Genomic DNA, 13,487 nt, shown 5'->3' with positions numbered 1-13,487 from the left:
GTGCCGCTCCCCGGCGTAGGCCACCACGTCGAGGGTCGACATCACCAGGCCCGCACCGTTGCCGATGATCCCGACCTCACCGTCCAGCTTGACGTAGTTGAGGTCCTTCGCCTTCGCCTTCGCCTCCAGGGGGTCCTCGGTGCGCCGGTCCACGAGCTCGGCGTGGCCGGGGTGGCGGAACGCGGCGTTGTCGTCCAGCGTGACCTTGCCGTCCAGGGCCACGATCTCGCCCCGCCCGGTCCGGACGAGGGGGTTGACCTCGACGAGCGTGGCGTCCTCGGCCACGAACGCGTCCCACAGGTTGCTGATCACCTTGGCCGCCTGTTCGGCGATCTCGGCGGGCAGGGCGGAGGCGATCCGGGCGGCGGTCTCGGCGTCGACGCCGCGGAGCGGGTCGACCGGCACCTTGAGGATCGCGTCGGGCCGCTCGGCGGCGAGCTGCTCGATCTCGACGCCGCCCTCGGCGGAGCACATGGCGAGGAACGTGCGGTTCGAGCGGTCGAGCAGGAAGGAGAGGTAGTACTCCTCGGCGATGTCGCTGGCCTCGGTGACCAGCACGCGGTGCACGGTATGGCCCTTGATGTCCATGCCGAGGATCGCCTCGGCCTTCTCGCGCGCCTCCTCGGGTGTCCTCGCCAGCTGCACGCCGCCCGCCTTGCCGCGGCCGCCGGTCTTGACCTGAGCCTTCACCACGACCGGCCCGCCGAGCTCCCGCGCCCGGTCGGCCGCTTCGGCGGGGCTGTCGGCCACCGCGCCGCGGGGGACGGGTACGCCGTGCGCGGCGAAGACGTCCCTGGCCTGGTGCTCGTAGAGGTCCACAGTGCGGTCTCCCGTCTGCTGCTCGAGCGTAGGCGGTCGACTGTATGCAGTATGGAGAAAGTTGTCCAGAAGTCTTGTGCCCTGCGTCACCCCTGTCGCACGATACTGCATACAGTATGGAAGGAGTCGCCATGGCGATGCCGGACCCGGGATGCGTCCGGGAGATCCGTGACAACCACGGCCGCCGCTACCGCGTGGGCGAGTCCCCCGAGGTGCTGATCGGCCGTCCCCGCTCCAGCGTGCTGTGGCAGGCGTGGCTGCCCATGGCGGCGGTCGGCGTGTTGCAGTACGGGTACGGCGCCGCGGTGCCCGCGCTGATGGAGCGCAACGGCTGGGGCCTCGTCGGGGCGATGTGGCTGCTCGCGGCGTGGACCGTGCTCCAGGCCGGGGTCGGGCTGCCCACCGCCTACCTGCGGGACCGCCACCGCATCGAGCCGCGCCAGGTGATGCTGGTGGGCGCGGTGCTGTCCGCCCTCGGGCTCGCCGTGCTCGCGCACAGCACCGACCTCGTCGGTGCGCTGCTCGGCTACGCCCTCCTCGGCGGCACCGGCGCGGGCCTGGTCTACGCGGCCTGCACGTCCACGGTGGCCAAGTGGTACCCCGAGAAGATGGGTCGCCGGGTGAGCGCGGTGACCGGCGCCTACGCCTACGGCTCGGTGCCGTTCATCGTCGCGGCCGTGGTCGGGCTGGACGCGGCGAACCTCACCCTCGTCCTCGAGGCCGCGGCGGTCGTGCTCTTCCTGCTGGTTGCGGGGCCCGGCCTCTTCTTCCGCGACCCGCCCGAGCGGTGGTGGCCCGCCGAGGTCGACCCGCGGGAGTGGGCCCTGCGCAACCCCGCGCGCCGGATGAACCCGCCCGCGGTCCGCGAGTTCTCACCCGCGCAGGCGATGCAGACCCGCGAGCTGCCGGTGATGTGCCTGATCCTGCTCGGCGCCGGGGCGGTCTCGCTGTTCAACGCCGCGTTCGTCGTGGTCTACGCGAGCGGGATCACGGCGGCCGCGGGCGTGGTCGCCCTCGCCGCGGGCCTGTTCGCGGGCGTCAACGGTGCGGGCAGGGCCCTGTCGATGCGGATCTCCGACCGGGTCGGGCGCTGCCGCACGCTGGCCGTCGTGCTCGCCGTGCAGGGTCTCGCGCAGCTGGTGTTCGCGATGTCGGCCACCAGCGGGTCCGCCGGCGCGGTCGTCGTGGCCGCGGCGCTCGCCGGCCTCGGGGGCGGCGGCTTCTACCCGATCTTCGCGAGCCTCGCTCGCGAGTACTTCGGGGAGGAGAGCGCGCTCGAGGTCCACGGCGTGGTCTACAGCGCCAAGGCCGCGGGTGGGGTGCTCGGCGTCGGGCTGGCCGTGCTCGCCGTCACCGCGTGGGGCTGGGCCGTGGCGTTCGCGGTCGCGGCGGTCGTGTCGCTCGCGGCGGCGCGGGCCACCGGGGCGCTGCAGCGCCCCGGGCTGCCCCGCACCCTCCCGCTGCCCCGGCTCCCCGAGCGGACGTCGGAGTACGCGGTCTGAGCACACGACGGTGGCCGTCCCCGCATCGGGGCGGCCACCGGGTCGAGCGGGGATCAGGCCCGCGTGAACGGGCGGCCACCGGCCGGCGGACGGCTCCGCCGGAGCGGCTCGGCCTCGGCGCCGCGGGCGCGGTGGGCGCGCATCGCGGCGTCGAGCCCGAGGCCGATGCTGCGGCCGTCGGCAGAGGCGCCGCGCGGGAGGTCCCTCAGGGACCGGATGAACGTGCGCAGCGTACGCATGCTTGTCACCTCCGTAGTCAGGGTTCCCCGACCGCGAGCCGGCATGCGGGTTCGGACGCGGCGGCGCCGATCGGTCGGCGCGCGGGGACGGCCGGCGCGCGGCGTCGCGCGTCGGATGGGCGTGCTGGCTCGCCGGTCAGGCGAGCGGTGAGCCTCGGCTGCGTCGTCGGCGCCGAGGTGGTGCGGCGGGGCGCGGGCCCCGGCCGGTCAGTGGACGCGACCCCGCAGCGCGGGGGCCGCGTCGTCCGCTTCGTCGCGGTGCTCCAGGTAGGAGCGGCGGGTCTGTTCGGTGTGCTCGGCCATGACCTCGCCCGCCCGGGCGGCGTCGCCCGCCGCGATCGCGTCGATCAGGGCCTCGTGCTCGCTCCAGGACTGCTCGCCGCGGTGGCGGGCCACCGGCGTGTAGTACCAGCGGACCCGGCGGTCGACCTGCGCGGCCAGCTCGACGAGCACGTCGTTGCCGGACATCTTCATGACCGCCTTGTGCAGCTCGGCGTTGAGCTCGACCAGGGTGCCGACGTCCTCGGCGGCGAGGGCCTGCTTGCCCCGCTCGCAGAGTTCACGCAGGTGGGCGACGCCCTCCTCGGTGGCGTTGGTGGCGGCCAGCCGCGCCGACTCGGTCTCCAGCAGGCTGCGCACGGCGAGCAGCTGGTCGGCCTCCTCGACCGTGGGGGTGTGCACGAACGCTCCCAGCCCGGGGCGCAGATCCACCCAGCCGTCGTTCTTCAGCCACTGGAGCGCTTCGCGCACCGGCTGCCGGGATACCCCCAGCATCATGGCCAGCTCGCTCTCCACGAGGTGCTGGCCGGGCTGGAGCTGGCGGCTGACGATCATGTCCAGGATCGCGCTGTAGACGCTCTCGCGCAGCGGGACCGGACGGGCGATCCGCCGGCTTCCGGCCTCGGGCGTCTGGGACAGTGCCATCGCGTGCTCCTGGTTACCTGGTCGACTGCTTACAGCATACAAAGTGCCGAGGATGTCTGAGCTGTTCCCCGCCGTGAACATGCTCACGCGGGACGGAACCGGCATCCTGGGCAGGTGGCAGAACCCGACCTCCCGGTGCGACGCGCGCTGGTGCTGCCCGGCCGGGAGCTGCGTTGGCGCTTCTCCCGGGCGTCCGGGCCCGGGGGCCAGGGCGTGAACACCACCGACTCGCGGGTGGAGCTGTCGTTCGACCTCGCCCGCTCGCCGTCGGTGCCCGAGCCGCTGCGCGAGCGCGCGCTGCGCCGGCTCGGCGGTCGCCTCGTCGACGGCGTGCTCACCGTCGTGGCCGCCGAGCACCGCAGCCAGCTGCGCAACCGCGAGGCCGCTCGCGAGCGGCTCGCCGCGACGCTGCGGGAGGCCATGCGGCCCGATCCGCCGAAGCGCCGGCCCACCCGGCCCACCCCGGGGGCGAAGCGCAGGCGGCTGGAGGCCAAGGCGCGCCGGTCGGCGATCAAGCGGCTGCGCGCCCGCCCGGACGACTGACGGAGCCGTTAGGGTGTTCGGCGGTGTGCCGGGAAGCCTGGTCGGCGACGTGATTCGCCGTCGCCTCCCGAAGGAGCCCGCATGGGCACGACCGACCACCCCACCCCGTCGCTCTTCGCGCGGAGCAGCTGGCCGGAGTTCCAGCGCATCGGCGAGATCCTGCGCGCCGAGACCGTGGGCGGGGTGCTGCTGGTCGTCGCGGCGGCGGTCGGGTTGCTGTGGGCGAACTCCCCGTGGGGGGATGCCTACCAGGCGTTGTCCGACCTGCGGATCGGCCCGGCCGCGCTGCACCTCGACCTGACGCTGCACCAGTGGGCGGCCGACGGGTTGCTCGCCATCTTCTTCTTCGTGGCCGGGCTGGAGCTCAAGCGCGAGTTCGTCGCGGGCGACCTGCGCGACCCGCGGCGGGCGGCGCTGCCGGTGGCCGCCGCGGTCGGGGGGATGGCGGTCCCCGCCCTCATCTACATCTCGGTGAACCTCGCGGCCGGTTCGGACGCGCTGGTCGGCTGGGCGATCCCGACCGCGACGGACATCGCCTTCGCGCTCGCCGTGCTCGCGGTGATCAGCACCCACCTGCCGTCGGCGCTGCGCACGTTCCTGCTCACGCTCGCGGTGGTCGACGACCTGCTCGCGATCGTGGTCATCGCGATCTTCTACACGAGCTCGCTCGCCTGGGGCCCGCTCGCGCTCGCCCTGGTGCCGCTCGCGCTGTTCACGGTGCTGGTGCAGCGGCGCGTGCGGTCGTGGTGGCTGCTGCTCCCGCTCGCGGTCGCCACCTGGGTGCTGGTGCACTCCTCCGGGGTGCACGCCACCGTGGCCGGCGTCCTGCTCGGGTTCGCCGTGCCGGTCGTCCGGCGGTCGCCCGGGCCCGGCCCCGGCCTGGCCGAGCACTTCGAGCACCGGTTCCGCCCGCTGTCGGCGGGCGTGGCCGTGCCGATCTTCGCGTTCTTCGCCGCGGGCGTGGCGATCGGCGGCCTGGAGGAGTTCGGCACGAGCCTCACCGACCCGGTCACCGTCGGGATCCTCGTCGGGTTGCTGGTCGGCAAACCGGTGGGTGTCATGGGCTCGACCTGGTTCGTCCAGCGGTTCACCCACGCCCGGCTCGCCGACGAGCTGGGCTGGGCGGACGTGTTCGGGCTCGCCCTGCTCGCCGGCATCGGGTTCACCGTGTCGCTGCTCATCGGCGAGCTCGCGTTCGGCGCCGGGAGCGAGCGCGACGAGCACGTCAAGATCGGCGTGCTGCTCGGGTCGCTGCTGTCGGCCCTGCTCGCGACGGTCGTGCTGCGGCTGCGCAACCGGCGCTACCGCCGGATCTGCGAGGAGGAGGAACGCGACAGCGACGCCGACGGCATCCCCGACGTGTACGAGTCGGACCGGCCTGAAGGAGGGGGTCGGGCCGCCCGCGGAGGGTGAGCGGCGGCCGGGTGCGGACGTACCATCGGGGTAGGGCGTGCCGGGAAGGCTGGTCGGCAGCTGATCGAAGCTGCTGCAGAAGAGGTCCGGCGATGAGCACGTCGTTCCACCCCGGCTCCGGCGACCACGACGCCCCGTCGCCGTGGGAGCGCCGGATCCTCGCCGAGATCGAACAGGACCTGGCCAGGAGCGACCCGCGCCTCTTCCGGCGGTTCGCGCGCCTCGGGCGCACCAGGCCGCGCGGGCCGCACCGCTGGTGGCCGTTCTCCGCCCTCGCCACCGGGCTCCTGGTCGCCGAGCTCTCCGGCCTCGCCGTGATCGGCACGTTGCTGCCGTCGTCGTGGTGGCCCGTGCTCGGCGTCATCACCGCCCTCGTCGTGGTCCCGTGGCTGATCGTGGCCGCAGCGGGGAACAACGGTGGAGACCCCACCGGTCCGCGACCGAGGTCGCCCGCTTGACGAAGGATGTGGAGCCCGTGCTCTCGACCGTGCTGTTCGTCGTCGTCGCCCTGGTGGTGCTGCTGCTCGCCTCCGGTGTCCGGATGGTCCAGCAGTACCAGCGCGGGGTGGTGCTGCGGTTCGGGCGGTTGCTGCCGGAGGTCCGGCAGCCGGGCCTGCGGCTGATGGTCCCGATCGCCGACCGGATGGTGAAGGTGCCGGTGCAGACGATCGTGCTGGACGTCCCGCCGCAGGGCGCGATCACCAGGGACAACGTCACGCTCAACGTCGACGCGGTCGTGTACTTCCGGGTGACGGACCCGGTGAAGGCCGTGGTCAACGTGGAGAACTACATGGGCGCCGTCTCCCAGGTCGCGCGGACCTCGCTCCGGTCGGTGATCGGCCGCGCCGACCTCGACACGCTGCTGTCGGACCGGGAACAGATCAACGGCGAGCTGCGCGCGGTGATCGACACCCCGACCGACGAGTGGGGGATCACGGTCGACCGGGTGGAGATCAAGGACATCGCGCTGCCCGAGAGCATGCGCCGGGCGATGGCCCACCAGGCCGAGGCCGAGCGGGACCGGCGCGCCCGGATCATCGCGGCCGACGGCGAGTACCAGGCCTCCACCCGGCTCGCCGACGCCGCGCGGGCCATGGCCGACACCCCCGGCGCGCTGCAGCTGCGGCTGCTGCAGACCGTGTCCGATGTGGCGTCCGACCACAACAGCACCCTGGTGATGCCGCTGCCGGTCGAGCTCCTGCGCTTCTTCGAGCACTCCACGGGGCAGCCCGGGGGCGGCGAGGTCGGCGACCGGCCCGCCGACACCCCGACCCGGCTCCCGAAACCCCGGGTGGAGCTGGCAGGCGTCGATCAGGAGCCGTCGGCCGACGGTGACGAGAAGGGGTAGGCGTTCACCAGAGGTCGGGAGGCAGGTCGGTGGTGAGGTCGTCCAGCTCGCCGCGGGTGCGGGCCGCGTAGACGGCCCGGGTCCGCTCGTCGAACTCGACGATCGTCAGGCGGCCGTCCCGCAGCGCCCTCTCGAGCCGTCGCACGACGGCCTGCCGCTCCGCGTCCGAGGCTCGGATCTCGCGTGGCACGGGCACGGGCGTCTCGTCCTCCTTCCGACGCCTCCAGGGTATGGCGGGCCGCCGCGGTATGGGGTCGATCACAGCTCCATCCCGGCTCCCTCGGGCTAAGGTCCCTCCCGGTGTGCCGGGAAGTCTGGTCGGCGATCTCGTCCCCGTCCCCGAGAACGACCGGAGCAGCCCCGTGCAGGAACGCCGACCCGGGAACCCGATGAGCGAGTTCGCGCGGTTCCTGCGCACCGAGACCGTCGGCGGGGTCGTCCTGCTCGGCGCCGCTGCCGTCGCCCTGTTCTGGGCGAACTCCCCGTGGGCCCACGCCTACGAGGCCGTGCGCGAGACGGTGGTGGGGCCGCACGCCCTTCACCTCGACCTGACCCTGGCCACGTGGGTGACCGACGGCCTGCTGGCGGTGTTCTTCTTCGTCGTCGGGCTCGAGCTCAAGCGCGAGCTGGTGATCGGGGAGCTGTCGACGCGCAGCCAGGCGCTGCTCCCGGTGGTCGCGGCGCTGGGCGGGATGATCGTGCCCGCCCTGCTCGCGCTGCTCGTGGGCTGGGGAGCGCCGGGCAGCGAGACGGCGTGGGCCATCCCCGTCGCCACGGACATCGCCTTCGCGCTGGGGGTGCTGGCGGTCGCGGGGCCCTCGCTCCCGGCGAGCGCGCGCGTCTTCCTCCTCGGGCTGGCCGTCGCCGACGACCTCGGCGGGATCATCGTGATCGCGGTGGTGTTCGCCCGCGGGCTCGACCCGCTCTGGCTCGGCGTCGTCGTCCTCGCCTGCCTCGCCTACCGGTGGCTGCAGCACAAGCGGGTGCGCGCGTGGTGGCTGTACGTGCCGCTCGGGGTGTTCACGTGGTTCGCGGTGCACGAGACGGGGATCCACGCCACGGTCTCCGGCGTCCTGCTCGGCCTGCTCACCCGGGTGAAGGCCGACCCGGGCGAGGACCTCGCGCCGGCCCTGCGCCTCGAGCACCGCCTGCAGCCGTGGTCGGCGGGCATCTGCGTGCCCGTGTTCGCGCTCTTCGCCGCGGGCGTCCCGATCGGCCCGGACGCCCTGCGCGCCGTGTTCGCCGAACCGGTCGCGCTCGGCGTGGTGGTGGGATTGCTCGTCGGCAAGGTCATCGGGATCTTCGGCGCGAGCTGGCTCGTCATCCGGTTCACGCCCGCCGCGCGGCCGCGCGGCCTGAGCTGGTCGGACCTCGCGGCGGTGTCGATGCTCGGCGGGGTCGGGTTCACCGTCAGCCTGCTGATCGCGGAGCTGTCCCTGGCCGACGACGGCGCCCTGCTCGCCACGGCGAAGGCGGCGGTACTGGTCGGGTCCGCCGCGGCGGCGGTCATCGGGGCGGCGCTGCTCGTGCGCCGCGGCCGGGCGCAGGCGCGGGAGAACGCCGACCGGGTGGTCTGATCGGGCGGCGCGCCGGGCTTCCTGACCGGCACCGCGCGCGGCGTCGTGGAAGGATGGCCCGCGATCACCGATTTCGACACGGATGAGTAGGAGGACCGCGGTGGCCAGCCCGACCAGCTCCGGCGGCGGGGACGTTCCGCCCGTCCTGCCGTCGATCCCGCTCGCACCGGAGCCCGTCCGATCGGCAGGCGAGCAGTCCATCGGTGAGCTCGTCCGTCAGGCCACGACGCACGTGTCCACGCTGGTCCGGGCCGAGGTCGAGCTGGCGAAGGCCGAGATCACGTCCGAGGTGAAGAAGGGGCTGCAGGGCAGCATCTTCTTCGTCATCGCGCTGGCGATCCTGCTGTTCAGCCTGTTCTTCGCGTTCCTCGCGCTGGGCGAGGTGCTCGACATCTGGCTGCCGCGCTCCGCGGCGTTCGGCATCGTCTTCGGGATCATGCTGCTCGCCGCCGCGCTCTTCGGCCTCCTCGGCTACCTGCGCGTGCGGCGCATCCGCAAGCCGGAGCGCACCATCTCGACCCTCAAGGAGTCTGCGCAGGTCCTCTCGCACCGCGGCCACGACGGGGACGCGCAGCCCGAGCTCACGGCCCGCTGACGGGGCGGGCGCGTCGTGCGCCGGGGTCCTGACGCGTCCTCGCTCCGGCTGCCCGGGCCGTGGACGCACCGGGCCGTCTCGGCGAACGGGATCCGGCTGCACGTCGCCGAGTGCGACGGCGGCGGGCCGCTCGTCGTCCTGCTGCACGGCTTCCCCGAGTTCTGGTGGGCGTGGCGCCACCAGCTGCCCGCCCTCGCCGAGCGCGGCTACCGCGTGGTGGCCGCCGACCTGCGCGGCTACGGCGAGTCCGACAAGCCCCCGCGCGGCTACGACCTGTGGACGCTCGCCGGCGACGTCGCGGGCCTGATCCGGGCGCTCGGCGAACAGCGGGCGCACGTCGTCGGGCACGGCTGGGGCGGCCTGATCGCCTGGACGGTGACGGCGCTGCACCCGCGGCTCGTGCTCTCGCTCTCCTCGCTCGCCGCTCCGCACCCCCTGGCCGTGCGCGCGGCGGTGGTCCGCGACCCGCGCGGGCAGGGCCTGGCGACGGCCCGCTATGCGGCGGCGTTCCAGCTCCCGCGCTGGCCCGAGTGGTCGCTGCGCCGCGACGGCGGCGCGCGGGTCGCGCGGATCCTGCGCGACTGGTCCGGGCGGGAGTGGGACGACTTCGCCGAGGCGGCCGGGCACTACCGGCGCGCCATCCAGGTCACCGGCGTCGTGCACAGCGCGCTCGAGTACTACCGGTGGGCGGCGCGCTCGCAGCTGCGGGCCGAGGGACGGCGGTTCGCGGCGGCCGTGGCCCGGATCCCGACGGTGCCGGTGCTGCAGGTGCACGGCGGGCTCGACCCCTGCGTGCTGGAGCGCACCGCTGCGGCCTCCACCCGGTGGGCGGGGCCGCGGCACCGCCTGCACGTCGTCGCCGACGCCGGCCACTTCCCGCACGAGGAACGCCCCGCCGCCGTCACCGGCGTGCTCTCCGACGCCCTGCGGGACGCGTGAGGTCGCCGCATCCGCATCCGCCCACGGAAGGCCGCCCGCGGGCCTCTACGATTCCGTGACGTGCGCGTTCTGGTCGTGGGGTCCGGTGCTCGAGAGCACGCCATCGTCCTCGCCCTGGCGCAGGACCCCGGCGTCACGGCGCTGGCCTGCGCGCCGGGCAACGCGGGCACGGCCACGGTGGCCGAGCAGCGCGGGCTCGACGTCGCGAACCCGGCGGCGGTGGCGGCGCTCGCCGTCGACTGGCGGGCCGACCTCGTCGTGATCGGGCCGGAGGCGCCGCTCGTGGCCGGCGCGGCCGACGCCGTGCGCGCCGCGGGCATCCCGTGCTTCGGCCCGAGCGCCGCGGCCGCCCGGATCGAGGGCTCGAAGAGCTTCGCCAAGGACGTCATGGCGGCCGCGGGGGTCAACACCGCGACCTCCGTCGTGGTGGACAATCCGGCGCACCTCGACGCCGCGCTCGCCCGCTTCGACCCCCCGTACGTCGTGAAGGACGACGGCCTGGCCGCGGGCAAGGGCGTGGTGGTGACCCCCGACCTCGACGTCGCGCGCGCCCACGCGAGCACGCTGCTCGACGGCGGGCACCCCGTGCTGCTCGAGTCCTACCTCGACGGGCCCGAGGTCTCGCTGTTCAGCTTCGTCGACGGCGAGACCGTGGTGCCGCTCCTGCCCGCGCAGGACTTCAAGCGCGTCGGCGACGAGGACACCGGCCCCAACACGGGCGGCATGGGCGCCTACGCCCCGCTGCCGTGGGCCCCGCCGAACCTCACCGGCGAGCTGGTCGAGAAGGTGGTCGCGCCGGTCGCGGCGGAGCTCGTGCGGCGCGGCACGCCGTTCTCCGGTCTGCTCTACGCCGGGCTCGCGCTCACGGCGACCGGCCCGGCGGTCGTCGAGTTCAACTGCCGCTTCGGCGACCCCGAGACCCAGGTGGTGCTGGCGCTGCTGCGCAGCCCGCTCGCCCGCCTGCTGCACGCCACGGCCACCGGCACGCTCGCCGAGGAGCCGCCGCCGCAGTGGGCCGACGGGGCTGCGGTCACCGTCGTCGTCGCCGCGGAGGGCTACCCCGGGCCGCCCCGCCTCGGCGACGTGGTCATCGGCGCGGAGGCGACCGGGGTGCTGCACGCGGGCACGCGGCGCCGCGACGACGGCGCGGTCGTGTCGTCCGGGGGGCGGGTGCTGTCGGTGGTCGGCACCGGCCCCGACCTCGCCGCGGCCCGCCAGGAGGCCTACGACCGGTTGGCGCAGGTCCACCTGCCCGGTTCCCACCATCGGACCGACATCGCCCTCCGGGCGGCCCAAGGACTCGTCTCTGTACCCGCTCGATCGTGAAATCGGGTCCGCCGAACAGGTGACATTTGCGATCTCTTGGCGTACGCTCCGGCGCGTGACGCGCATTTCCCGTGCCCCGATCGGGGTGAGGCGTGCCATCCTGGGTCGCTCAGCGCGACAAGCACCCGGACGGGTGGCCACGCCGGGGTCTGCGCACCCGGGGTGATCACGTCGTCGACGCTCCCCACGACGGCTCCCTACTGATCACGTCGGGTCCGATGTCGCTCCCCCGAGAAACATGAGGACTCGAATGACCAACAACGCACGGCCTCGACACGCAGCCCCGAGCCGCGCGTCGAAGATCGCCGGGCGCGCCGCGGTCGGCGTGATGGGTGCGCCGATGGCGATGATGGCCGCCGCCGGCCCCGCCGCGGCTGCCACCGACGCGCACGTCACGAACGACAACCTCGGAACCGACGTCAAGCTGTCGATGGTCGGGTCGGTCCTGCCCGGGTTGGAGGCGCTGGGGGTTGAGGGGCTTCCCGCGTCCGACCTCGCGGACGGTCTCACCGACAACATCGAGGTCTTCGACGTCGCCCGCGCCCTGAAGACGGCGCCCAGCCTCGCCGGCGGCATCCTGCCCACCGGCCTCGGGCCCACCGCCGACGTGCTCCCGGTGGTCAGCGACCTGACCACGGTGGCCTCGGACCTGGCCGACGACCTGACCGACCTGCCGGGCGCGGACGTCCTGCCGGTGGTCGGCGACCTGACGTCGCTGCCCGCGCTGGGTGCGCTCGAGGACGCCGAGCTGCCCGCGGTCGGCAAGCTCAAGCTCGCCGGGCTCACCGACCAGCTGTCCGACCTGGACCTGGGTGACCTCCCGGCGGACCTGCTGAACGTCCGGCTCGGTGACCTCGCCGACGTGCTCGAGGACCTGGACATCGACCTCGACGAGCTGCCGTCGGTCCTGCAGGACCTCGACCTGGACGAGCTGCCGTCGGTCCTGAAGAACGTCAAGCTGAGCCAGCTGCCCGCGGTCCTGGACGGGCTCGAGCTCAGCAAGGTCACCTCCCTCGTGTCCGACCTCGACCTCGACGAGCTGGACCTGGACCGGCTCGACCTGGGCGAGCTGCGGACCGTGCTCGCGAGCCTGGACCTGCAGGCGCTCGACCTGGGCGACCTGGACCTGGGCGACCTGGACCTCGGCGAGCTGCGCAGCCTGCTGTCCGACCTCGGGGTCGACGACCTCGACCTGGACCGGCTCGACCTGGGCGAGCTGCGCAGCGTCCTGTCCGACCTCGACCTGAAGAACCTGGGCGCCGACGAGCTGCGCGACGTCCTGGACGAGGTCGAGGGCCTCACCAGCGACGTCAGCGCCACGCTCGCCTCCGTGCTCAACGGCGGCAACCTGCGGGCCGGCCTGCCGCTCGGCCTCGGCGACGAGCGCGGCCTGCTGGGTGGCCTCCTCGGCGGCTCGGCCGACGATGACGACGACGACCGCGAGCGCCGTGCCGGCCTGCTGTCCGGTCTGCTCGGTGGCGCGGACGACGATGACGACGACCGCGAGCGCCGCGGCCTGCTCACCAGCCTGCTGGGCGGTCAGGACGACGACGAGGACGACGACGAGGACGACCGCGACCGCGAGCGGCGCGGTGGCCTGCTGTCCGGCCTGCTGGGCGGCGGCTCCACGCAGAACGTCGACGACGACGAGGACGACGACGAGGACGACCGCGACCGCGAGCGGCGCGGTGGCCTGCTGTCCGGCCTCCTCGGCGGCGGTGCCGACAACGACGAGGCCGACGAGGCGGACTCGGACGACGACGAGGACTCCGACTCCGACGACGAGGACCGCGACCGCGGCGAGCGCCGCGGCGGCCTGCTGTCGGGCCTGCTCGGCGGCGGGGCGGACGCGGACTCCGACGACGACTCCGACTCCGACGAGGCCGACTCCGACGACGAGGACGAGGACGAGGACTCCTCCGACCGCGGCAGGAGCGACAGCTCGGACGACGAGGACTCCGACTCCGACGACGACGAGGACTCGGACGACGACGAGGACTCGGACGACGACTCCGATTCCGACTCCGGCGGGGACCGGTTCTCGGCCAAGGACCTGGTGGCCAGCGTGCTCTGACGCCGGGGACCCGACCGGCGCTGGAACGGCGGCCGCCCTCCACCGATGTGGGGCGGCCGCCGTTCCGCTTTCCTGCCTAAGCTCGGGCCGTGCCGATGCAGCCCGTTCCGCCCACCCAGCTCACGGTCGCCGCCCGGGCCGCGGTGCCCCCGTTCCACGTCATGGACGTCTGGGCGGCAGCAGCCGAA

General features: G+C 74.1%; 14 protein-coding genes. 10 read left to right on the top strand and 4 right to left on the bottom strand.

Features of this window, described 5'->3' with window-relative positions:
* The coding region (sucC, locus tag VKZ81_RS01060) for an ADP-forming succinate--CoA ligase subunit beta (protein ID WP_324239449.1) at positions 1-819 on the bottom strand (819 nt) is incomplete at its 3' end.
* A gap of 131 nt (positions 820-950) precedes the next feature.
* Here sucC and VKZ81_RS01055 point away from each other — a divergent pair.
* Positions 951-2,321, top strand: a complete 1,371-nt coding sequence (locus VKZ81_RS01055) for an MFS transporter (RefSeq protein ID WP_324239448.1) — start codon at positions 951-953, stop codon at positions 2,319-2,321.
* Positions 2,322-2,374: 53 nt separating this feature from the next.
* Here VKZ81_RS01055 and VKZ81_RS01050 read toward each other — a convergent pair whose 3' ends face one another.
* Both VKZ81_RS01050 and VKZ81_RS01045 read right to left on the bottom strand, forming a co-directional pair.
* A complete protein-coding gene (locus VKZ81_RS01050) occupies positions 2,375-2,560 on the bottom strand; it encodes a hypothetical protein (RefSeq protein WP_324239447.1) in 186 nt (61 codons plus the stop codon).
* Between the two features lie 207 nt (positions 2,561-2,767).
* On the bottom strand, positions 2,768-3,484 hold the full coding sequence (locus VKZ81_RS01045) for a GntR family transcriptional regulator (RefSeq protein WP_324239446.1): 717 nt from the start codon (positions 3,482-3,484) through the stop codon (positions 2,768-2,770).
* Positions 3,485-3,598: 114 nt separating this feature from the next.
* Between VKZ81_RS01045 and arfB the strand changes: the two genes are divergently transcribed.
* The 4 genes from arfB (at position 3,599) to VKZ81_RS01025 (ending at position 6,788) form a co-directional block, all read left to right on the top strand.
* Complete coding sequence (gene arfB, locus VKZ81_RS01040) at positions 3,599-4,027, top strand: alternative ribosome rescue aminoacyl-tRNA hydrolase ArfB (RefSeq protein WP_324239445.1); 429 nt, start codon at positions 3,599-3,601, stop codon at positions 4,025-4,027.
* An 81-nt stretch (positions 4,028-4,108) separates the two neighbouring features.
* Positions 4,109-5,440: a Na+/H+ antiporter NhaA gene (gene nhaA / locus VKZ81_RS01035; RefSeq protein WP_324239444.1), complete on the top strand. Its 1,332-nt coding sequence runs from the start codon at positions 4,109-4,111 to the stop codon at positions 5,438-5,440.
* A 92-nt stretch (positions 5,441-5,532) separates the two neighbouring features.
* Entirely contained in the window at positions 5,533-5,898 is a 366-nt protein-coding gene (locus VKZ81_RS01030; RefSeq protein WP_324239443.1) for a DUF3040 domain-containing protein, read from the top strand.
* A gap of 17 nt (positions 5,899-5,915) precedes the next feature.
* Positions 5,916-6,788, top strand: coding sequence for a slipin family protein (locus tag VKZ81_RS01025; protein ID WP_414709313.1), 873 nt, complete (start codon positions 5,916-5,918; stop codon positions 6,786-6,788).
* Between the two features lie 4 nt (positions 6,789-6,792).
* Here the strand turns inward: VKZ81_RS01025 and VKZ81_RS01020 are convergent, their stop codons facing one another.
* Complete coding sequence (locus VKZ81_RS01020) at positions 6,793-6,984, bottom strand: DUF1707 SHOCT-like domain-containing protein (RefSeq protein WP_324239442.1); 192 nt, start codon at positions 6,982-6,984, stop codon at positions 6,793-6,795.
* Positions 6,985-7,177: 193 nt separating this feature from the next.
* Here VKZ81_RS01020 and nhaA (VKZ81_RS01015) point away from each other — a divergent pair, with 193 nt between their 5' ends.
* The 5 genes from nhaA (VKZ81_RS01015) (at position 7,178) to VKZ81_RS00995 (ending at position 13,299) form a co-directional block, all read left to right on the top strand.
* Positions 7,178-8,365 (top strand): Na+/H+ antiporter NhaA, encoded by a 1,188-nt coding sequence (nhaA, locus tag VKZ81_RS01015; protein WP_324239441.1) that lies wholly within the window; start codon positions 7,178-7,180, stop codon positions 8,363-8,365.
* Between the two features lie 100 nt (positions 8,366-8,465).
* The gene (locus VKZ81_RS01010) at positions 8,466-8,960 is read left to right on the top strand and encodes a phage holin family protein (RefSeq protein ID WP_324239440.1); all 495 of its coding nucleotides are present in this window, start codon (positions 8,466-8,468) and stop codon (positions 8,958-8,960) included.
* 15 nt (positions 8,961-8,975) lie between these two features.
* Complete coding sequence (locus tag VKZ81_RS01005) at positions 8,976-9,899, top strand: alpha/beta fold hydrolase (RefSeq protein ID WP_324239439.1); 924 nt, start codon at positions 8,976-8,978, stop codon at positions 9,897-9,899.
* A 60-nt stretch (positions 9,900-9,959) separates the two neighbouring features.
* Positions 9,960-11,225: a phosphoribosylamine--glycine ligase gene (gene purD / locus VKZ81_RS01000; protein ID WP_324239438.1), complete on the top strand. Its 1,266-nt coding sequence runs from the start codon at positions 9,960-9,962 to the stop codon at positions 11,223-11,225.
* A gap of 250 nt (positions 11,226-11,475) precedes the next feature.
* Positions 11,476-13,299 (top strand): hypothetical protein, encoded by a 1,824-nt coding sequence (locus tag VKZ81_RS00995; protein ID WP_324239437.1) that lies wholly within the window; start codon positions 11,476-11,478, stop codon positions 13,297-13,299.
* The last annotated feature ends 188 nt before the right edge of the window (positions 13,300-13,487 follow it).

Origin of the sequence: Pseudonocardia sp. (assembly GCF_035305885.1) — a bacterium.
Classification (GTDB): domain Bacteria; phylum Actinomycetota; class Actinomycetes; order Mycobacteriales; family Pseudonocardiaceae; genus Pseudonocardia.
Note: the sequence above shows the minus strand (reverse complement) of the source record. Positions and strands in the feature narration are given on the sequence as shown.